Origin of the sequence: Fictibacillus gelatini DSM 15865, assembly GCF_000430745.1 — a bacterium.
Taxonomy (GTDB): Bacteria; Bacillota; Bacilli; order Bacillales; family Fictibacillaceae; genus Fictibacillus_A; species Fictibacillus_A gelatini.
Window position 1 is genome coordinate 1 of the sequence record NZ_AUMP01000042.1, and the last position, 20,915, is coordinate 20,915.

General features: G+C 40.2%; 20 protein-coding genes. 7 read left to right on the plus strand and 13 right to left on the minus strand.

Features of this window, described 5'->3' with window-relative positions; all coding sequences use genetic code 11:
- Both H538_RS24075 and H538_RS0115840 read right to left on the minus strand, forming a co-directional pair.
- Positions 1–189: DUF5344 family protein (locus H538_RS24075; protein WP_035351146.1), on the minus strand; the 189-nt coding region annotated here is incomplete at its 3' end.
- Position 190: 1 nt separating this feature from the next.
- Positions 191–583 (minus strand): YwqH-like family protein, encoded by a 393-nt coding sequence (locus H538_RS0115840; RefSeq protein ID WP_026678445.1) that lies wholly within the window; start codon positions 581–583, stop codon positions 191–193.
- A gap of 249 nt (positions 584–832) precedes the next feature.
- On the opposite strand from H538_RS0115840, the gene H538_RS0115845 reads away from it, so the two are divergent.
- The 3 genes from H538_RS0115845 to H538_RS26190 all read left to right on the plus strand — a co-directional run bounded on the left by H538_RS0115845 (position 833) and on the right by H538_RS26190 (position 2,799).
- Complete coding sequence (locus H538_RS0115845) at positions 833–1,252, plus strand: organic hydroperoxide resistance protein (RefSeq protein WP_026678446.1); 420 nt, start codon at positions 833–835, stop codon at positions 1,250–1,252.
- A 306-nt stretch (positions 1,253–1,558) separates the two neighbouring features.
- Complete coding sequence (locus H538_RS0115850) at positions 1,559–2,656, plus strand: response regulator aspartate phosphatase (RefSeq protein ID WP_026678447.1); 1,098 nt, start codon at positions 1,559–1,561, stop codon at positions 2,654–2,656.
- Positions 2,653–2,799, plus strand: a complete 147-nt coding sequence (locus tag H538_RS26190; protein ID WP_154657997.1) for a hypothetical protein — start codon at positions 2,653–2,655, stop codon at positions 2,797–2,799. The genes H538_RS0115850 and H538_RS26190 overlap by 4 nt, the downstream gene beginning before the upstream one ends.
- A 334-nt stretch (positions 2,800–3,133) precedes the next feature.
- Here H538_RS26190 and H538_RS0115860 read toward each other — a convergent pair whose 3' ends face one another.
- The gene (locus tag H538_RS0115860) at positions 3,134–3,523 is read right to left on the minus strand and encodes a VOC family protein (protein WP_026678448.1); all 390 of its coding nucleotides are present in this window, start codon (positions 3,521–3,523) and stop codon (positions 3,134–3,136) included.
- Positions 3,524–3,700: 177 nt separating this feature from the next.
- Here H538_RS0115860 and H538_RS0115865 point away from each other — a divergent pair, with 177 nt between their 5' ends.
- From H538_RS0115865 to H538_RS0115880, 4 genes are all read left to right on the plus strand, one after another.
- Positions 3,701–4,009, plus strand: a complete 309-nt coding sequence (locus tag H538_RS0115865) for an MTH1187 family thiamine-binding protein (RefSeq protein WP_026678449.1) — start codon at positions 3,701–3,703, stop codon at positions 4,007–4,009.
- 253 nt (positions 4,010–4,262) lie between these two features.
- Positions 4,263–5,606, plus strand: coding sequence for an APC family permease (locus H538_RS0115870; RefSeq protein ID WP_026678450.1), 1,344 nt, complete (start codon positions 4,263–4,265; stop codon positions 5,604–5,606).
- 45 nt (positions 5,607–5,651) lie between these two features.
- On the plus strand, positions 5,652–7,280 hold the full coding sequence (locus H538_RS0115875; RefSeq protein WP_026678451.1) for an amidohydrolase: 1,629 nt from the start codon (positions 5,652–5,654) through the stop codon (positions 7,278–7,280).
- A 330-nt stretch (positions 7,281–7,610) separates the two neighbouring features.
- Complete coding sequence (locus H538_RS0115880) at positions 7,611–9,098, plus strand: DHA2 family efflux MFS transporter permease subunit (protein ID WP_407636401.1); 1,488 nt, start codon at positions 7,611–7,613, stop codon at positions 9,096–9,098.
- 454 nt (positions 9,099–9,552) lie between these two features.
- Here the strand turns inward: H538_RS0115880 and H538_RS0115885 are convergent, their stop codons facing one another.
- The 10 genes from H538_RS0115885 to H538_RS0115930 form a co-directional block, all read right to left on the minus strand.
- Positions 9,553–11,187 carry an amidohydrolase gene (locus tag H538_RS0115885; protein WP_026678453.1) on the minus strand — a complete coding sequence of 545 codons (1,635 nt, stop codon included), beginning with the start codon at positions 11,185–11,187 and terminating at the stop codon, positions 9,553–9,555.
- A gap of 14 nt (positions 11,188–11,201) precedes the next feature.
- Positions 11,202–12,563 (minus strand): APC family permease, encoded by a 1,362-nt coding sequence (locus H538_RS0115890; protein ID WP_026678454.1) that lies wholly within the window; start codon positions 12,561–12,563, stop codon positions 11,202–11,204.
- 67 nt (positions 12,564–12,630) lie between these two features.
- Positions 12,631–14,217: an amidohydrolase gene (locus H538_RS0115895; protein ID WP_161627209.1), complete on the minus strand. Its 1,587-nt coding sequence runs from the start codon at positions 14,215–14,217 to the stop codon at positions 12,631–12,633.
- 223 nt (positions 14,218–14,440) lie between these two features.
- Complete coding sequence (locus H538_RS24080; protein WP_081412684.1) at positions 14,441–15,814, minus strand: MFS transporter; 1,374 nt, start codon at positions 15,812–15,814, stop codon at positions 14,441–14,443.
- A 62-nt stretch (positions 15,815–15,876) separates the two neighbouring features.
- Positions 15,877–16,338 (minus strand): flavin reductase family protein, encoded by a 462-nt coding sequence (locus tag H538_RS0115905; protein ID WP_026678456.1) that lies wholly within the window; start codon positions 16,336–16,338, stop codon positions 15,877–15,879.
- A 310-nt stretch (positions 16,339–16,648) separates the two neighbouring features.
- Complete coding sequence (locus H538_RS0115910) at positions 16,649–16,999, minus strand: cupin domain-containing protein (RefSeq protein ID WP_026678457.1); 351 nt, start codon at positions 16,997–16,999, stop codon at positions 16,649–16,651.
- A complete protein-coding gene (locus H538_RS24085; protein ID WP_051291514.1) occupies positions 16,981–17,676 on the minus strand; it encodes a DUF2848 family protein in 696 nt (231 codons plus the stop codon). The genes H538_RS0115910 and H538_RS24085 overlap by 19 nt, the downstream gene beginning before the upstream one ends.
- 23 nt (positions 17,677–17,699) lie before the next feature.
- Positions 17,700–18,473, minus strand: a complete 774-nt coding sequence (locus H538_RS0115920; RefSeq protein WP_026678458.1) for a carbon-nitrogen family hydrolase — start codon at positions 18,471–18,473, stop codon at positions 17,700–17,702.
- 45 nt (positions 18,474–18,518) lie between these two features.
- Entirely contained in the window at positions 18,519–19,985 is a 1,467-nt protein-coding gene (locus H538_RS0115925) for a 4-hydroxyphenylacetate 3-hydroxylase family protein (protein ID WP_026678459.1), read from the minus strand.
- A 178-nt stretch (positions 19,986–20,163) separates the two neighbouring features.
- Entirely contained in the window at positions 20,164–20,838 is a 675-nt protein-coding gene (locus H538_RS0115930) for a GntR family transcriptional regulator (protein WP_051291515.1), read from the minus strand.
- Positions 20,839–20,915 lie beyond the last annotated feature (77 nt).

Below are 20,915 nucleotides of genomic sequence, written 5' to 3' on the forward strand. Positions count from 1 at the left end.
TAGCCTCGTTTTATAATCGTGAACAGCCTTATCATAACGCTCTTCCAATTCTTGAAGAAACTTCAGAAATTGAAGAGAAGAATGTCGGAATACAGGTTTTGAGGCAGCTGGATGGAAGTCATTTGTTTTATCCTTTAATGTATCAAATGCGGATTTAATCTCCTGTTCCTTTATTTTAATCTCCGGCACATTATCCCTCCTCATCTTTTACGTGTTTGATTTTCTTATGAATGAATTGGATCGAATCAGAAATACTAGCATTGGCCCGTTCTAGCTGTAAAATTTTGTCCTCAATTCTAGTCAAAAGCTCTTCAATTTGACGATCATTTATTGCTTTAAACGCCCGCTCATTAGCTGCCCTCAAGTTTCCAAAATGATTCGCATGTTTCCCGGACCAGATTGTTCGCGACAGTTCCGGCTTAAAAATAAGTCTTTTGTTGTTCATTAGCTCTTCTTGTTCATTAGAAATCTTACTTTTCGCCTCATACAAACGTCTTACCTTTTCTTCATTTGCCCGTAATTGCTCCATATATAAAGACACTTCACGATTTAATGTCATTAATCTATATTCATTATCGATCATATATGTACACCTGCCGTGTAAAATAGGGAAACTTTTACTTTTTCCTAATTATAGCAAAATGTTTTTCTGTGTGAATGCTTATAGGATAAATTGATACTTTTTGCCTATTTAAATTTTTACAAACAGGTCCAGCTTACTAAATATCTATTTTCTATTTAAATGTGTTTTAACTTTAAATGAATAAGGGTAAAGTCTTCTACATAACAACGCAATCTATTAACTTAAATAAAAACAAGGAGTGATTCCGCAATGAGTGAGGTACTATTCACAGCCCATGCAACAGCAAAAGGCGGACGCCATGGGCACGTAAAATCGGACGATGGAGTACTCGACCTGAATTTGGTGATGCCGACGGAAAAAACAAATGAAAGAGGGACAAATCCAGAGCAACTATTTGCCGCCGCTTATGCTTCCTGCTACAATGGAGCGCTTAATCTTGTCGCCTCGAAAAAAAAGATGGATGTCGATACAAGCGTGACGGCCGATGTAAGTTTCTTGAAAGATCCAGAAGATAAAGGATTTAAAATTGGCGTAACGTTAAATGTAGAAGTTAATGGAGTCAGCCAGGAAGATGCTGAAATGTTAGCGGAAGAAGCCCACAAAGTATGTCCTTATTCAAAAGCGACAAGAGGAAACATTGACGTTACGTTGAATCCAAAGGCTGTATAATAGGAAACATGAACACGGATAAATTTCCGTGTTCTTTTTGTTGAGAATTAACTTTTCCTGGCATGATGATCGTGTCTTTTTATTGCTTCTTGATCCCTAATCCTCTATCACATGTGTCCTACTATTTGAAATAAAGTCGTCTTTTTTTCTTTTTCAATCCGAATAGAGTAACAACTTGGGAAAATCGTTGCATTTCCCCTCAATATTTATACTTTAATTCGTCCAATTTTCCCAAAACCATTTTCCAATTTTTATGTTACGATGGAAATAGGTAGAAAGAAATATTTTAGACAGAGGGGGATTCAATTGGACTTAGATGTAGTAGGTTCCGATCAGTTGACAAGCTTGCTTAATACATGGAATCAGTACATACGAACAAGTGAGATTGAACGGGCTGAACAAGTCAGGAAAAATGTGCAAAACAAACTCAGCAGCATTGAAGAAAACCAATCAAAATTTATCGATTACCTACTTCTAGAATTTCGACATCAATTGCTTCAAAAAAACTCCGAAGAGATAACATCACTTCTTCCAAAAGTTGAATCATATCAAACAGAAATGGACGGTTTACAAACCTTTTACTTTTTCTTTTTAAAGGGAATTTACTTATACAACACGAGAAACTATGAGGCAGCATTGGAAAACTACGAATTGGCAGAAAAAAAGTTGAGTTTTGTTTCTGATGATGTTGAACGGGCTGAGTTTTATTATAAATTAGCTTCTGTATATTGTGAGTTAGGGCAATCATTTTTATCTGCTACTCACGCAAAAACTGCTTTTGACTTGTTTCAAAAAAATAATGAGTTTTTAAAAAGAAGCTCTCATTGTGAACTTTTATTAGGACTAAATTGCGTTGAAATGAAGCAGTTTGAGCAGGCTGAAGTTCAGTTCCATTCAGCATTAAATTACGCAAATAAAACAGAAGATGTAAATCTAAAATCTCATATTTATCATAATCTTGGTTATCTTTATGCTGAACAAAATTTATCGGATGCTGCTGTACGTTATTTAAAATTAGCATTAGAAAACCAGGATCATGAAAATTATGTAGCGGCCCTTTATTTGTTGACAAGAGAGCAATTTAAACTTAAAAATGTCGAACAAGCTACGAAAAATTGTTCAAAAGGTATAGAATTATGTACCAGGGAAAACAACATTGAATACTTGACTCACTTTAAATTATTGAATGCTTTGAATTCAGAATTAACAGAAAACTTCGAAATCACTTTCAAAGAAGGAATTTCCTACTTTGTTAAAGAAAAATTATGGGTATATGTTCAAGAATATGCCGAATATTTAGCCGATTTTTACAACAAACTTGAAAGATATAAAGAAGCTTGTCATTATTTTGATCTATCAATTAAATCAAGAAAGGAAATCTTTGAAAAGGAGGCTTTAAAATGAAAAAATTAAAAATGGTTATAATTGGACTTTCTTTAGTTGCAGCAATTAGTTTAATAGGCAATTCAAGTTCATCTAATACAACAAAGTTTTTGGCAACTCATGGAAGTATTCCTGATTCTCCAACTACAGTTCAAGCATATTAAGTTTAATGCCGCAAAATTAGACAGACAGGTTAAAAATGTGTTCAAAAGCCAAGTCCATTAGTGAGGGACTTGGCTTTAAGCAGTTCCCAAGCTAAATATTAAAATCAACTATACTCCTAATAACTTTATTGACACCACCAGGCTAAGTCACCGGAAATGCCGTTTCCAGCGTAAACTTGAAAAGTAACTCAAATTCGAATCACTGAATGTTCTCGAGCGCTGTTTTCGCTTCCTCGTTTAATCCCTGTTTACTTGTCGTTCTACAAATCAACGGATCCCAATCGGGTTGCCGGGCTAGTTTATCAATCATATTTATAAAATTCAGGGTTATGGATTATGACTTATCCGCAGTGCCAATTGCCAAAACGTAGCCGTCAGGATCCTGAATGGCAAATTCCTTCCATTTCCCCCATTCAAATTCGGTCACTGTCGGCTCCTGAACAATAGTGCCACCTTTTTGTTTCCATTCTTTATACAAAGTTTCTAAGGAAGCAAAATCATCCGCGTAAGCATACGTATCCCAGACGATTCTGTCCCCAATCGTATTCGGAGAAACCGCTTGATTTTCTTTTGCCTGTATAAGTTTGAATCCAAGTTTAATCTCATCATCCCGAATGGCCCACCAATCCGTCACGTCACATCCAAGCACTTCTTTGTAAAAAGATTTCGACTTTTCTAAATCAGAAACAACCAACACGGTTAATGACTGAATTCGATTATTCATTTTAAGTCTCCTTTGAATTAGAATGAACCTGGCTGTGTATATTTTATCATATAGAACATATGTTTGTAAACGAATTCTCAGAAAATTAAGCTGTCCATTTTCCGCCTGCTTTGAGCCCGAGGAATCACGTTAAATGGTATACTACTAAAGAAAACTATTAGGAGAGGAGGCTTAATTATGGCAATTGCAGATATAACAATCATCCCTATTGGGACTGAAACGCCGAGCGTGAGTGAATATATCGCTCAAATCCAAAAGGTGCTTGAGGAAAATTCGGACAGGGTAACGTATCGATTGACCCCGATGAGCACGTTAATTGAAGGGGATTTGAAAGACGTGTTTGAAGTGATTGAACAGCTTCATGAAGTTCCTTTTCAAAAAGGGATCAAGCGTGTCGCTACCAATATTCGAATCGACGACCGCCGGGATAAAAAATCAACGATGGAATCGAAGCTCGCTTCCGTTGAAGCAAAAATGAGCAAATAATAATCGAAAGGACTATTCCCTTTTAACGGAAATAGTCCTTTTGTCATGTACATCTTATTTATGCAAATCCGGTTAATTTATGCAATTTCGAATAAACATGACTGCGCCATTAAGTGAAATAACAGTATTGATTACAATTAATCAGCAATTATCAAAATAGTTTTTTGAATTATTCAAATTTGGCATGATATATGCATTATTAACATTAGCTAATGATCATTAGTTCACTTATAAATATGAGGAGGATTGATTAATGGAGAAGACGAATTCGCCATCTCTTCACCGTTCGTTAACGTTAAAGTACGTCATTTTTTTCGGATTGGCGTTTATGGCGCCGCAAACCTTTTTCTCAACGTATGGGGTTGCAGTACAAAGCACAAACGGCATGATTCCTACGGCTTATGCGGTAGCTTTAATTGTTATGTTATTTACTGCTTATAGTTATGCCCAATTAGTGAAAGCGTTTCCGAACGCTGGTGCCGCTTATACGTTTACGCAAAAATCAATTAGTCCGCATATCGGCTTTCTCGTTGGCTGGACGATTTTAATTGATTATGTGTTTAGCCCGATGATCAGTTCATTGCTTCTCGGTATTTCGCTAAGGGCTTACTTTCCTTCCATTCCAATGTTTGTTTGGATTATATCTTTCATCATTATTATCACTACAGTCAATATTCTTGGCATAAAATTTGCAGCGAAGTTCAATACGTACTTGCTCCTGCTACAACTTCTCGTCTTTTTGGTGTTTTTCGTCTTATCGATTAAAGGATTGTTTGAAGGAAAAGGTGCCGGGACATTATTTTCAGCCGTGCCGTTTTTCGATTCCGAAATTAAAATACCGACATTTCTTTCGGTAATTCCTATTCTCTGTTTTACCTTTTTAGGGTTTGATGCCGTAACGGCGCTGTCGGAAGAAACGAAGCACCCGAAGAGAACGTTGCCGAAAGCGATTTATTCCATTACGTTGATTGGCGGCCTGTTGTACATTGTAAGCGCTTATTTTTCACAACTTATTTTTCCGGACTTTCAATCATTTAAAGACCCCGAATCGGCTTATATCGAAATTGCCATGTACATTGGTGGAAACGTATTCACAAGCTTTATTGTTGCGGTTGGATTAACGGCATCCTTTGCTTCATCTGTTGCCTCCGGGACAAGCGCATCGCGCATTTTATATGCGATGGGCCGGGAAAATGTATTGCCGAAAAAGGTGTTTGGCTATCTTTCGCCAAAATACCGGACACCTGTATTTAATCTTGTGATAATTGGCGTAATCGCGTTAAGCGCTCTTTTCCTCAATCTTACAACCGCGGTATCTCTTATAAACTTTGGAGCGTTGTTTGCCTTTTTCTTCGTGAATCTTTCTGTTATCGCCCATTATTTTATTCGGGAGAAAAAGCGGTCAGTGAAAGGGACCATTCAATACTTCATTATCCCGATCATCGGTGCGGCGCTTATCGGACTATTTTTTATCAAATTAGATAAGCACTCTCTTATGCTCGGAGGCAGCTGGCTTCTTATAGGATTAATCTATTTATTGAATTTAACAAAAATGTTCAGGCAGCCCCCTCCCCAGCTTAGCTTTGAAGAAGCTTAATTGTGATGTAGAAAAGTATAACAATAGAAAGGAATGGTTTATTTTATGAGTCAACTAGCTGATATGATTATTACAGGCAACAAAGTATTTACCGGTCTTGCCGATCGGCCGGAACCCGCATCGATTGCGATTGCAAACAATCGTATCATTGCGGTCGGTTCTGAAGAAGAAATTAATGCTTTTAAAGGTGAATATACGAAAATCTATCAATTTCATGATCAACTAATCATGCCGGGATTCCATGATTTCCACCTGCATATTATGCATGGGGCGGTTTCATTGAACAGCGTCGACCTTTTTTCGGCCCGTTCGGAACAAGAAGCACTTAATATGATCAAGGAATTTGCTGATTCGAACCTTGAAAATCCATGGGTGATCGGGTTTACCTGGGATGCGGGCTATTGGGATACGCAAAAGTTGCCGAATCGCTATTCGCTCGACCGCATTCTGCCTGATCGTCCAGCGATTCTGTTTCACGCCGAAGGCCACTATGCATGGGTGAATTCAAAGGCTCTGGAAATCGCAAACATTACACGTGAGACAGAAAGCCCTTCTTACGGCATAATCGGCAAAGATGAAGATGGGGAACCGAATGGAATTTTATACGAAAAGGCAATGGGGGCAGTCATCCGGCATGCGTTTACTTTTTCAAAGGAGCAAAAAACCGAGATTTTCACGAACTTCTTACGCCATGCCGCAAGTTACGGGGTAACGGCTGTTCACGATTTATTTGCGACGGAATCACTGGAAATCCTTGATGACTTTGGGCTTTTCAAAGAGTTTGAGGATCGCGGCGAATTAACGACACGCATTCATTTATGGCCCGCTTTAAATGGTGATATCGAACGGGCGAAACAATTGCGGAATGCGTACCAATCAGACAAGCTCCGTGTTTCAGGGCTGAAGCAATTCATCGATGGTGTCATTACGGCAAGAACGGCCTTTTTGCTTGAACCTTATGCCGATCAACCCGAAACTCGCGGGGAAACTTGTTTCCCGCCTGAGACAATTAAAAAATGGGTGACCGAAGCCGATCGAGAGGGATTCAGCATTCGTTTCCATGCGATTGGCGATGCAGCGATCCGACTTGCTTTGGACGCCTATGAGGAAGCGCAAAAAGCGAATGGAAAAAGAGATTCACGTCACTCTATTGAGCATGTTGAGGTCATTCATCCGGATGATATTCATCGGTTTAACGAACTTGGCGTTACTGCTTCCATGCAGCCTGACCATTTTGCGATGTCAGAACGCGGCGTTTATACAGAGCGGATCGGGAGCGACCGGGAAAAATATGTATTCTCGATCAACACATTGCAAAGATCCGGGGCTAAACTCGCATTTGGAACGGACTTCCCGATTGACCAACTGAACCCGCTTCTCCAAATCTACCGTGCGATCACGCGAATCGACAGTGGCGGAAAAGATGTATGGCATCCGCATGAGCGTATCACCCTCGCTGAAGCCTTGAAGGCATATACGATCGGTTCAGCCTATGGTTCGTTTAGAGAACATGAGCTCGGCACACTTGAAGCAGGAAAATTGGCCGATATCGTCGTTCTCGAACGAGACCTTTTTGCCATCCCGGCAGAAGAAATACCGCACACTAAAGTACAATTAACAATTGTAGACGGAAAAACGGTCTATGATTGGACCAAAAGCTTCATAAAACAATAATCGCTAAGGGGCCATCCGGAAAGCCAGTATAGTTGACTTTCCGGCGCCCTTTTTTATCGTCTATTTTTAGATCACTGCCATTTTGTATGAATCAACGGACTTTAGATGTAAAATGCAATTCGTTTGACAATAGACCTTGAAACTTATAATAATAGATTATTAAGTTTATTAACTTTTTAGCCACGACCATTCACTTTCAGTTATTTCTTTATTCTTCTTCTATCCACATATAACCATGTTGTCTTGAAATGTCTAACCTTTAAGTTATCCAAATTCAAAAATCATATAGGAGGGTATTTTTACTTGGACACCATCGCATCAAACAAAAAAATGAGGATAGCGCCAATTTTTGCGGTTCTTCTTGCCGGTGCATTTGTAGCATTTTTAAATCAAACCGTCATTGCTGTCGCATTGCCCAAAATTATGGATTACTATCAAATTTCTGCTGTTACTGCCAATTGGCTCAGTACGATCTTCATGTTAACCAATGGAATTGTTATCCCGATCACCGCTTATTTAATGGATCGCTATACAACGAGGCAACTGTTTTTATTCTCTATGGGGATTTTTGTGATTGGAACATTCCTATGTGCGGCAGCGCCTGCTTTCTCGATTATGTTAATCGCCCGGGTTGTGCAAGCAATAGGTGCCGGGATCCTTTTTCCTTTAATAACAAATGTCATTTTTACCTTATTTCCGCTTGAGCGGCGCGGTTTTGCAATGGGGATCTTCGGTGTTGCGATGAACTTTGCCCCGGCGATTGGCCCGACATGGGCAGGCTGGATTATTGAAACTTTTTCGTGGCAGGTTATTTTTTATATCATTGCTCCTATCGCCCTTTTAGACTTTATACTCGCTATTTTTCTTGTGAAAAATGTGACAGAAACAAAACGTCCTAAATTGGATGTCCCTGGCGTCATTTTATCCACCATTGGTTTCGGCGGCCTCCTTTACGGCTTTTCAACAGCCGGGACGAAAGGATGGAATCATCCAGAAGTTATCGCCTTGTTTAGTATTGGCGGAATCAGCCTGATTCTGTTTGTTTGGCGTCAGCTGTCTGTCAAGCATCCTATTTTAGAATTTCGCATTTTTAAATACAAGATGTTTACGTTAACAGCGATTATAAACGTCATAGTAACGATGTCCATGTTCTCCGGAATGATTTTAATGCCCATCTATATGCAAAATGTCCGCGGCTTCAGCCCGCTCGAAGCAGGGTTTATGCTGTTGCCAGGCGGAATCGTCATGGGGATTATGTCGCCAATTACGGGGAAACTTTTTGATAAATATGGGGCAAAATGGTTAGCGATTATCGGCCTAGCGATTACGATTCTTACGACATATGCTTTGACAAGGCTCCAAACCGATACGTCCTTCTTCTATATATTGTGGGTTTATACGGTCCGGATGTTTGGCATGTCCATCTTAATGATGCCCATCTTTACCGCCGGCCTGAATGATCTTGGACTTCATTTAAATAAATATGGCACTGCTATGGTTAACACATTTAGAATGGTAGCCGGGGCAGTAGGCATGGCCTTTTTTGTCTCCATTATGACGAATCAAGGGGAAAGCCATGTGAAAACGATTGTTAGCCAACATCATATTTTGCCAACGGATAAAGTCCATATGGCCATGGCCGTCAATCAAGGCACAGTAATGGGAATTAATGATGCGTATATGGTCGCAACCTATTTGACTGTAGCAGCCTTTATTTTGTCATTCTTTATTCGAGGGAGCAATCCATCTAAAGAGCGATCCGTCCCTGCTCGGGTGAAACGTATGAAAAAACGTGCTACAACGACTGTAAGCAGCTAATATACGAGACGCTTGCATAACATCAAACTGAGGCTGGATCACCTCTGGCCTCAGCTAATTGTTTTTCCGGACGCTAATCGGAAAAACTGCCGGCCCAGTTTAATGCCTCATCGATGTACTTTATCGTCAATGTCCATATTCAGCAAGAATTGAAACATAATCATTTCCTTTTTTTGTTCGGGATATTGTACAAGATTGGATGAGATGATGGGAGGGAATTTCTCGATGTCGCTTCATTTTTACAGTCCATGATATTTTCCGTTTACCATATTGGTTTTGTAAGATTGTCTCGCTTTACGGTTTTTCAAGGGGTTAGCTAATGCTGCCCGAAATTCAATCTCCCCCTTAACCTCCACCGCGATTGACTCGTTGCAGTTTGAAGAGGGAGACATCTTCCGGAAGCAAGTTAAATTTTGAACGGATGCTCATCTCGCTATGGAGGGCGAGCAAAAGATTATTTAATAGATCCGGCGAATTCTGGCTCTAGTTGACTTGCCACAATCTGACCATCCATTAAAGTCATTTGAACCTTCGTTTTCACCAGCTCCTCGATAGGCCTCTCAAAAATATTTCGATCTAATACAATAATATCCGCGAGTTTCCCCTCTTCTAGCGTTCCTAATTCCTTTTCTCTAAATACGCTATAAGCAGCTCCTAATGTATAAGCTTTTAATGCTTCTGCTAGAGTAACTTGTTCTTGTTTATTCCACGGTTCATCATGATAATCCGCTCTTGTAACAGCATGGTAGATTCCAACCATGGGGTTCAGCGGCGCAACAGGGAAGTCTGAACTATATGCCAATTTAGCCCCCGCTGATTTTAAAGAGTTACCAATATATAAATAAGGATGCTTATTCTCTCCAGTACGGGAAGTATGGCTATCTCGCGGCATAATGGCGATATGAGAAGGCTGTATGGAAGCAATGACATCCAGTTCTTTAAATCTTGGAATGTCATCTGTATGAATGACTTCAACATGTTCAAGACAATGTCGGGAATCCCTTTTGCCGTTTACCTTTCGGGCTTTCTCAAAGGCATTCAATCCAAGACGAACCGCACCGTCGCCAATCGCATGAAATCGAATTTGAAATCCTTCTTTATCCGCTTCCACGACCCACTTTTCAATGATTTCCGGCGAAAAAGCCACCTGGCCATTTGTATCTGGTTGATCTGCATAAGGATCAAGCATATAGGCAGTATGGCCAGTGACAACACCATCAATGAATTGTTTTAATCCCGCAACCCTGAATTTTTCCGAGTTATAACGATCTCTCAATTGTTTTGCCCTTTCAATGTCCCCATTCATAGCAGGATAAATATGAACACGAGTTGTTAATTTGCCTTCATCGTCAAATTCCTTAAACAAATCATAGTTTTCTAACTTTTCATAAGCGCGGCCCCCATACAAATCATTAACCGATGTAACACCTACGCTCGAAGAATACCGAAGGAAGCTTTCCAAAAGTTCATATTGCCTTTTCTTTGATAGGTTAAACGCTAGATCGCCTACTAATGAAATAGCGGCTTCTATTAAAATGCCTGTAGGATTTCCATCTTCATCTTTAAGTATCATGCCATATGGAGGGTTTTTTGTTTCAAACGTGATATTTGCCATTTCTAACGCTTTCGTATTCACCCAGGCATAATGAGCTTCAGCGTGAATCAAAAACAAAGGGCGATCACCAATCAGATTATCCAGTATTTTGCGATGGGGAAAATCCTTGTTTCCCCAATTATTACTGTCCCAGCCTATTCCGATTACCCATTCCTCATCTGGCCTTTCATCAGCAAATCGCTTCACCATCATCGCCGCTTCATCACCGGAGCGCGCTTCAGATAAATCAACACAATGGTCTTTAAATAAAGTTCCAAGTAAAAGATGAAGATGTGCATCATGAAATCCAGCCATAATCAGCTGATCATCCAAATTGTAAACCTTAGTTTTATGTCCAATAAAATCTTTCATTTCATCTTTAGAGCCTACAGCAATAATTCTTTTTCCTTTTATAGCTATTCCTGCTGGCTTCGGCTTATCTTCAAGACCTGTAAATACAGCATTGTTTGATAAAACAATATCAGCTTCGAACATTTGGTGGTTCCCCCTTACAGTGAATTTGATATTGAAGCCTCTACACTTGTCATTTTTATCTCGGGTGGCCGCTTTTTAAAACCTTTGGTCAGGCATACTAAGTAGACTATGCCTGCTGCCAGCCACATCGTTCCTAAAACTTTCGAATGAAAATCCAGTTTCACTAATAGCCAAATGTCCAGCACCGCACCGGCTAATGGCAAAATTACATACAATGCAGCTCCCTTGAAAGAACGCTTCTTCTTTCGGAAAAAATAATGGAAAATAACGGAAATATTCACACAAGTGAAAGCAAAAAAAGCGCCGAAATTAATAAAGGAAGCTACCAGGCTTAAGCTTAATATCAATGCTAGCAAAGAAAATAGGCTGATAACCAAAATGTTATTAACAGGTGTTTTAAATTTTTTATTCAAGTGTCCAAACCATCTTTTTGGCAATTGTCCATCCCTGCCCATTGCGTATAAAACCCGGGCTGCACTTGCTTGCGAGACCATCGATGAAACAAAAACGCCAACACCGTAAAGTACAAGGAATGCCCCAGTAAGGAAACTTCCTCCGACTAATTTGATAATCTCGGCAGAGGCGGAATCTGGATCTTTAAAGGATTGATAGTCAGGCCAAACGTTTTGTGATAGATAGGAGACGATAATAAATATCAAGCCTCCAACTATTGTAATGATAAAAATTGCTCTAGGTATATTCTTTTTGGGATTGACGATTTCTTCCGAAAATGCCGTAACCGAATCAAATCCCAGAAACGAAAAGCAAAGAAGTGAGGCGCCAACTATCAGAAAAGAAAAATGTTCATTAGGATTATAAAAAGGCGCGCTTGTAAATAGTAATCCCGTTCCTACACCATTTAGAATTGATCTAATGGATAAAACGCAAAAAATAATAATAAAACAAAAAACGATGACTGTGGCAATGACATTTACAGCATTAGCCAATTTTAGGCCAATTATATTAACACTCGTTACAAGCAGCAGCATAAAAAGAATCCAAACATAGCCAGGGATCGCCGGAAATGCCGCTGAGAAAAAAATGCCGAACAATAAATAGTTGACCATAGGGATAAATAAGTAGTCTAATAATATCGACCAGCCTACCAAAAATCCGATGTATGGATGGATCGATTTTTGGGCAAAGGTATAGGCTGATCCCGAATAAGGAAATTCCTTTGCCATTTGACCATAGCTATAAGCTGTAAAAAGCATGACACATAAGGCAATAACATAAGACCCGGCAACCATGCCATGCGACATTTGGGCGGCAATACCATAGGTGCTAAAGACTGTTCCGAGTGCCATAAATGAAAAACCAAAAAGTACAACCGGCAGTAAAGTAAGCGAGCGCTGAAACTTTGTGCTTTCATGCATAAGATGGATCCCCCTCTCTTTTCATCTTTTTCTACGGCTCACCTAAATTGGATGAGCCTAAATGTCTTTAGTTAGGCATACCGGTAAACGCAGGGTGTTGAAATACTTCTTTTCCCTCGAACATCGTCAACAGGACCTTCACTTCGCCAATCGTCGTTACCGGAATCTTGAAGAGATTTTTGTCCAAAACGACCAGGTCCGCTTTTTTACCTACCTCAATTGAGCCTCTTTCATTTTCTTGGAAAATTAAATGAGCCCCGTTGATCGTATAGCTGGCGATCATATCCTGAAGAGAAGCTTTTTCCTTGGGCCATTCTACTTTATTTAGATCGGCTTCAGTGGTATGGTCTGGATCCAATCTAGTTATTCCTACTTCTAATCCAGTAAGCGGATACATATCTCTTTTAAAAGTATTTGTTGAAGGGAAATCACTAGATGAAACAACGGGTATTTCAGCTTTAAAATAGCTATTCATATGATTAACTTCCTTCAACTTTTCACCTTTTATATGATCATACCAGTCTTTGCCAAACCAGGCAGGTTGAGGGGCTGGTATTACCCCTAAATCCTTAAACCGGGGAACATCCTCTTCCTTGACCCAGTCTAAATGGGTAATTACATGCCGGGAATCCCTTTCTCCATTTACTTTGGCCGCATATTCAAAAGCGTTTAAAACATTATGAGATGGGTAAAATCCCTGATTGCCAATCGCGTGGACATAGATGCGGAAACCTTCTTTATCTAAAGCAGCCACGGTCTTTTCTAAAACATTTTGATTCCAAACCAGTTTATTTTCACCGACACCATCTGCAAATATTTTAATTGAATCGATCTTGTACAACTTCCCTTGATATTGATCCCGCAATTTTTTTAATTGATCGATCTGCTCTGTACCTTTGTTTTCATCGGCCCATAACCCTAAATCGTATCTTACGGTCAATTTACCCGAATGGTCGAGTTCTTTAAATGCTTTAAGCAGATTTTCAGTCGGGTAGTGAACGGGCACGAATACCGAGGTAATCCCATCTTCAGCAGCCGTTTTTTGCCAGGATAAAAGCGTCTTTTTAAATTGCTCTACCGTAAAATCCGGTTGGGGAAGAGCTTTAATCACAAGATTTTCAGCGGAAAATTCGTGTAAAATTCCGGTTGGTTCTCCTGTTTTAGGGTCTCGTTCAATGGTTCCTCCTTGAGGATCAGGGGTGTTTTTGTCTATCCCTGCCATCTCAAGAGCCTTTGAATTGACTAAGATACTATGATGGCTGTTAGCAATAAAAACAGCAGGTATATCAGGGACAACCTGGTCGAGCAACTCTTTAGGAGCGAGCCCTCTTGATTTACTATCGCGATTGATTTCATCCCAGCCTACACCGCGCAATTGCTTCATATTGGGATGCTTCTTTACGTAATCCTTGATGGCCTGTTGGCGTTTTTCCACAGTGGAATAAGGATTCAGACTTAGCCAAAAAAGACTTTCCGCCATAAGGTATGCATGATTATGGCTGTCGATGAATCCAGGCATAAGCATTTTTCCCTTCAGATCAATCACTCTAGTCCTGGTTCCTTTGAAAGATGCAACTCCTTTGTTATTACCGACGTAGACAATCTTGCCATCCTTAACCGCAACCGCGTTCGCCCAACTTCGATTTTTATTCACCGTGTAAACGTCACCATTTTTAAAGATTAAATCGGCTACTTCATTCGAATTTTCCTTCGACTTGTTTGAATTTTTCTCCGTCGCACACCCGGAAAATACCAGGCTGCAAAGCGCAATTAATAATAGAAGAATGATATATTTTTTCATTGAAGTAAACCCTTTCAACTGGATTTTATATGTTTTGCCAGTTTCCTGGTAAAAATGAAATCCATCTTGCTTGCCGTTATCTTCTATGGCATACATGGGCTTTTTTCTTCTTCCATTCACCTTCCGCCCCGGTAACTACTTTTTCTTGAGCGAGGGAAGTACCTTTATGCGAATCCTTGTGATTCATCTTCAAGAATAAAACCGAGATTAGAGATGCCAAACAAAGCACAAGTAGGAACAATGCAAGCGGGATCCAGGAATTATGGTAGGAACGCAACAAAAATGTAGCAATCATAGGCGCGGTTCCTCCAAATAGTGCTGAACCTGTTTGGTATCCCAGCGTTATTCCTGTATAGCCGACATTCGTATTAAACATTTCAGAGAACATTGTGCCAATCGTCGCAGCAATAGGTGGCCAGAGCAAACCTAACCCGATAATTGAAATCATGTATAGCCAGAAGGGAGACTGCAATGAAAATAAATAAAAGTATGGGAATGCAAACAGAGTTAGTCCAATTGTACCGATCAGGAAAACCTGTTTACGGCCGATTATATCGGATAGCATTCCCACCAGCGGCATGCAAATCGTTGTAACAATGGTTGCAACGGTTATAGCATTTAATGCAGTTGTCCTTGAGAAACCTTGTGTTTCTGTAGCATAGGCAATGAAAAATGTGGAGAATAAGTAAAATGGCCCAACTTCTACACATTTTGCACCTAATGATATTAAAACAGCTTTCCAATGATATCGGAGCGTTTCAAACAAAGGGAAGCGAACAACATTTCCTTTTTCCTTTTCTTCCTGGAAGGCCGCTGTTTCCCCAATCCCTCTTCGTATCCAAATGCCAATTCCGACCAAAATCAGGCTGAATATAAAGGGAACTCGCCATCCCCATGATAGAAATTGCTGCTCTGGCAGCAAACTCATTAGCGAAACGGAGAATGTCCCGAGTAACAAACCAAGCGGGATTCCCATTGCAGGAAAGCTTCCAAAAAACCCGCGCTTTTCTTTAGGTGCAGATTCAACGGCCAGAAGTATCGCTCCTCCCCACTCTCCGCCAAGTCCAATGCCTTGAATGAGGCGAAATAAAACAAGAAGGATTGGCGCCAAAATCCCAATCGTACGATAGGTTGGAAGGATTCCAATACATACGGTGGCCCCGCCCATTAATAAAAGCGAAATCACCAATGTATTCTTTCGGCCAAACTTATCGCCCAAATGACTAAAAACAAGTCCTCCCAGAGGGCGTATAAAAAATGTGACTCCAAATGATGCGTAGGCAAGCAATAAGCTTATAAATGGGTCATCATTAGGAAAATACAGCTTATTAAATACAAGTCCGGCCACGGTTCCATAAAGAAAAAAATCGTAGAATTCGATTGTGCTTCCAAGTAAACTTGCAAATAAGACTTTTTTAGATTTCTTGTCTACTTTCTTTGCCCCATTCATTTTGACACCCCCAGATTAGTCGGCCTTTAATGTAAATCCAGGATGTTGCAGAATTTCGAAGATTAGCTCACTACTGTCCCATATTTACCTTCGTAAAAGGTGAGTGGCGTTCCGTCGCCAAAAATGACATCCTTCACTTCTCCGATAAATAACGTATGATCCCCGGCAATTTGCTTGCTTTGTACGTTACAAACGATATTAGCAAGGGCATTTTTGATGACCGGCATTTCATCTATCCATTCAAACTCCACAGGGTACGCTTCTTTCATCTGTCCGGCAAAATGCATGGAATAATCTTTTTGAGCGTCTGACAATATATTCACGGCAAATTTTCCGGAAGCATTGATTTTATCAAGCATTTTGGCTTTTTCGTCAATTGATATCACAACCAACCTCGGATTAAGAGAAACCGACATAAACGCATTTGCTGTCATTCCATGCGCTTCACCATCCGCTATGGTTGTAATTATTGTTACACCTGTCGCGAATTTCCCCATCGCATTTCTAAACGTTCTATCATCCATTCGTTAATAACCTCCTAAATGCAAGCAATCCTTTGAGAAATGGCTCTGCAAGACAACGAATTGAACAACTGTTTACCCGCATGAGCCACTCCATCATCGGATTCTATTGCTTCTTTTTCATTGGGCTTCGATAGATTGAATAGTCAATGGCATGTTTTATTTCCTTTTTGTTGCAATCCTATCTTTTCTCCAATGCATACTGTATTGTGTATACATTAAACATCCGCAAAAGAGGATAAGTGAAGTGAGATGCGTAACTATTCACTCAATCATACTTATCCGCTTGTTTTTCTGGATGAATGGGTTACTTTTATTGCCCTTTCGCATAATAGCGGACTTCAAAAATCTTGCAGCCATTTGGAGATTTCCATGGGCCATGCTTCATTCCAGGCGGCCTGGTTGCAACATCTCCCGCTTTAAATTCTTTGTTTAATTCCAAATCGATGATCGAACCTTCAATGATGACCAGTTCTTCCCAGAAATCATGAATTTGCACTCCATTTGGCGAGGTATCCGTTCCAGGTTCAAATTGCAGTATGCGCGTGGCAACTCCCTTCGTATCTGGATCTTCCGCAATTACCCGTTGGGACAAACCTTCCACGTTTAACGGTTCAACTTCAAATTTGCTGTAATGGGTAAATTCTAATTCCTTTTTTGGCATAATGCTTCCTCCTCTGAGTCTCTTAAAATTTTCGTATGATAGAATAATTCAATCTTTTTGTTCATTTTAGGGTCAAACAGCTCTGCCCTAAACGATTCTCCGTAAATAAATTCGCCAGAGACAATCGGCAATGTCCCGCAAAACAGGGCGGATTCAGATGTTGAATAACCGCGCTCTTCAACAATTTTTAGCAGTTCCTTCGGAGAAAGAAAGGCATCTAGCTTTCCCGATTGATACAACGTTTCTTTTCCATTAATGGAATACCAGCTTCTTAATTCAATTTCATCCCAATGATCTTCTATTGCGCTTAATGGCCATAGCTCATTTGAAATAGGTTTAGCGCAAACTTGTTTAGATTTCTGTACGGATGTTGCCTCAAGAACACGATCCGTATGATCGCTTCCAATCCCGACGTGCCATTCGCCTTCTATATTTAATAACACGACCTCTGCTTCTCCGCTTGCATCATTCCGCACAGTAGAGATCGTGGCTCCAGTGCTAAGAAGCTCGGGGGAGAGATGATAGATCATTGGCACTTGCGGAGGAGCGGCAACGCCGATCTTTTCGAGCTCTTCAATATGTTCCTTTAATTCCGCTTGATTTTTTGCGGTATAACCAGCTATATAAAAATTTTCAGGCTCCCAATTAAGTTCTTTGCGGTCCACATAAAACTTCATACGGTACCTCACTCCTGTCCTGTTTACTGTAAAACCCGGTGTTTCAATTGGGGGAAATCTTCCCTGATGACTTTAATTTCTGGAAGGTTGATTTCTGCTGTTACGATCGTTTCTTTTTCGCCAGCTTGGGCAACTACTACTCCCCATGGATCAACTACCTGGCTATGTCCTCCTAATAACACACCCTGACTCTTCCCAACACAATTGCAAGATAGTAAATAACATTGGTTTTCCAGGGCTCTAGCCACATTAAAGATTTTCCAGTGTTCAATCCGTTGATGGGGCCAGGCTGAAGTCACTAAGAAAATTTCCGCGCCTAAATCAACTTGCTTTCTATACAATTCAGGAAACCTTAAATCGTAGCAAGTGGATAAACCTATTTTGCCAAATGGTGTGTCGATAACAGCAATGTCGCTTCCTGCAGTAAGCAATTTGCCCTCCTGAGAACCGTAGCGGAATAAATGAATCTTTCGATACGTTCCAATAATTTCACCATCAGGATTAAACATGATGCTCGTATTGAAGTAGTCGTCGCCGCTTTTTTCAACAAAGCTCCCCGCAAATAAGTAGACGTTCATAGACTTTGCTAGCTGTGAGAAATCTTGCACGAACGGCCCATTTAATTCTTCTGCTTCTTCAATATAAGAATCAAAAGCAAAATAGCCTGTTGCCCAAATCTCCGGAAGAATAATAAGGTCATAGCCTTGCATCCCTGCTAAAGTCTCTTTCACTCTTTCAATTCGATCTTGTTTAGTTTCTTCATCCTTAATTTCTAGTTGAATGGCACCTATTTTCACTCAAAAACACCCCCAATTGACCAACAATTCCTAATGGTCAGTAAATTATTTTTGCACGATGACTTCTTCTGGCAGACCATAACTGTCTAAGCACTTGTCAGCTAATGCTACCGCTTCTTCGTACCCATAATTTCGGTATGAGAATCCTTTGGCAACGAATGGTGCGCCGGCATAAAACATTTCATATTGTTGATGGCGCCCGGCAAATTCACTGCCAATCACATCCCACGCAAGCTTAAATAGCTGTACCTTTTTATCCACCTGAACTGTGGCCGAACGAATATACTTTTGCATGTCATCCCTTGTCTCGGGATTGATTAATTCTTTATAGGAAGACGGCACTTGCAGAACTCCTCCGCCAACAAGTTCTCTGAAAATATGGATCACTTGCGGATACAGTGTGTTTTGTAATCCCATTGCCCCATATAAAAAGCGGGAATTTGGAACTGCCGTGCCATTTTTGTCAATCGTGCAATGGTATTCCGAAGCAAGGAGCATTCCTTCGGCTGATGACGCCAGCGAAGCCAGTTCACCCAATTTTTCTACCACCGCCGGTATTTTATCAATTCCATTAGCGGCTGTAATTTTTCGAGCTAAGCCAACTACAAATTTAAGCTTGCTGACAAAACGAGTTTGTGCCTGGCTATTCCCTAACCGATGGGCTGGCGTCTCATGGAATTGGGCCTGTACCAATTGAATGTCTTTATAAACAAAAACATGCTCCCAGGGTATAAATACATCATCAAAGACGACCAAAGCATCACTTTCATCAAAACGAGTAGACAACGGGTAATCATACGTGCTTGGCTTGTCCGCCGCATAGCTTGGCCGCGCATATAGCTTCAATCCCGGCGCATCCATTGGAACCACAAAAGAGACCGCATAGGTTTCATCGCCAGGCTTCAGCGGCGTAATGCAGCTGACAAACAAATAATTCGAAACAGCTGCCCCTGTCCCAAGCATTTGAGAACCTCTAATTACAATTCCATCCTGTCTTTCCTCATAAACGCCAGTTGCCAGGAATTTCTCCTCTAACTCGTGAGCTGCTTTGCTCCGGTCAATTTGAGGAGGAATGATGACATAGGATAAATACAAATCATTGTCTCTAGCAAATTTATAAAAGTTAGCCGCGTTATTTTTTAACTTTGGATTTCCACGTTCAAAAACGTCTGGAGAGCTTGCAAACCCCGCCATAAATGCGGCAACATGGTCCGGCGATCTGCCAACAAATCCGAATGTCGATTCAGACCACTTAGAAATCGCTTCCCGCCGATCTCTTAAATCTTCCCTGCTTTTTGGGATCATATAGATTTTATTTGCCACCGTTCCATCTTCGGTTTCATACGTCATATTGTTGCTCTCATCCGCAGCCATATCATAGAGATTAGCAATCGTTTTAGCGATCCCTTTAAAAGCAGGATGAGTGGTTACATCATCTACTCTTTCCCCACCAATATATACATTTCGCTTGTCTTTAATTGATTCTAAATAGTGAGCTCCAGTCCTTACCATTAAAATCTTCCCTTCTTAAAATTTTACAAGCACTAATTTTTTAATGTAAATGCTTTCATTTCCGTATGCGTAAACTGATTAGATCTTATACTAAGTGGCCATTAATTCTGAGAAGGACATTTAATATCTCTAAAACAAGCGCTGCGCTAACACCCCCCTTCAAAAGCGCCAACATAAATTAGTGGTCATCAATGAATTTTAGGGTTTCTTTCGTATTTTTCAAATGTTCCAAAATACATTGTGAAGCTAACTCAGAATTTCTTTCCTCAAGTGCACGGATGATTTCTCTGTGTTCTATTAGTACATCTTTCATTCGGCCTTTTTTACTTACTGCTTTTAAGCCCATTAGTTGAGTCAAGTTATGGAGATTGTGCAATACTTGTTCCATAATTCCAAAACCGGCGATTCTTGTTAATGTAAGGTGAAATTCTTGGTCTAAATCGATAAACTTAATTCCGTCATCATTTTTCATTGCCTCTTCTTGTTGCTGATAGATTAGATTAAGAGCGGTTAACTGCTTTGGAGAAGTAACCACTGAAGTGAGTTTTTTTACAACTTCAACCTCAATCGCACTTCTTAATAAAAAGATTTCGTCTTGTTCTTTTTGGGTGATTTCCCTGACAGTCAGCCCTTTTCTAGGAATAGAGACAAGCAAGCCCTCTTTCACTAAATCTTGTATCGCCGCCCTTACTGGAGTCCTTGAAGTATTTAACGTTTCGGACAACTGTACTTCAGTAAAAATTTCATCGCTTGTAAGGTCTCCATTCAAAATGGCCTGCTTAATTTGCGTATATACTTTATCTTGAGTGGTTATTTCTTTAGTAATAGGTTTTAATTTGATTCCATCCATCATTCCATTCATCCTTTTGACAACAAAGTAAATTTTGTGTCCCGTATTCTGTGTTATGTATACATTATACATAACACAGA

Bases quoted from the DNA above. Each gene is read 5' to 3' on its own strand.
- H538_RS0115905 (WP_026678456.1), bottom strand. From the start codon at position 16,338: ATGGATGATAGAACGTTTAGAAATGCGATGGGGAAATTCGCGACAGGT.
- H538_RS0115845 (WP_026678446.1), top strand. From the start codon at position 833: ATGAGTGAGGTACTATTCACAGCCCATGCAACAGCAAAAGGCGGACGC.
- H538_RS0115840 (WP_026678445.1), bottom strand. From the start codon at position 583: ATGATCGATAATGAATATAGATTAATGACATTAAATCGTGAAGTGTCT.
- H538_RS0115875 (WP_026678451.1), top strand. From the start codon at position 5,652: ATGAGTCAACTAGCTGATATGATTATTACAGGCAACAAAGTATTTACC.
- H538_RS26190 (WP_154657997.1), top strand. From the start codon at position 2,653: ATGAAAAAATTAAAAATGGTTATAATTGGACTTTCTTTAGTTGCAGCA.
- H538_RS0115930 (WP_051291515.1), bottom strand. From the start codon at position 20,838: ATGATGGATGGAATCAAATTAAAACCTATTACTAAAGAAATAACCACT.
- H538_RS24085 (WP_051291514.1), bottom strand. From the start codon at position 17,676: ATGAAGTTTTATGTGGACCGCAAAGAACTTAATTGGGAGCCTGAAAAT.
- H538_RS0115890 (WP_026678454.1), bottom strand. From the start codon at position 12,563: ATGCATGAAAGCACAAAGTTTCAGCGCTCGCTTACTTTACTGCCGGTT.
- H538_RS0115925 (WP_026678459.1), bottom strand. From the start codon at position 19,985: ATGGTAAGGACTGGAGCTCACTATTTAGAATCAATTAAAGACAAGCGA.
- H538_RS0115865 (WP_026678449.1), top strand. From the start codon at position 3,701: ATGGCAATTGCAGATATAACAATCATCCCTATTGGGACTGAAACGCCG.
- H538_RS0115885 (WP_026678453.1), bottom strand. From the start codon at position 11,187: ATGTTCGAAGCTGATATTGTTTTATCAAACAATGCTGTATTTACAGGT.
- H538_RS0115870 (WP_026678450.1), top strand. From the start codon at position 4,263: ATGGAGAAGACGAATTCGCCATCTCTTCACCGTTCGTTAACGTTAAAG.
- H538_RS0115860 (WP_026678448.1), bottom strand. From the start codon at position 3,523: ATGAATAATCGAATTCAGTCATTAACCGTGTTGGTTGTTTCTGATTTA.
- H538_RS0115880 (WP_407636401.1), top strand. From the start codon at position 7,611: ATGAGGATAGCGCCAATTTTTGCGGTTCTTCTTGCCGGTGCATTTGTA.
- H538_RS0115910 (WP_026678457.1), bottom strand. From the start codon at position 16,999: ATGCCAAAAAAGGAATTAGAATTTACCCATTACAGCAAATTTGAAGTT.
- H538_RS24080 (WP_081412684.1), bottom strand. From the start codon at position 15,814: ATGAATGGGGCAAAGAAAGTAGACAAGAAATCTAAAAAAGTCTTATTT.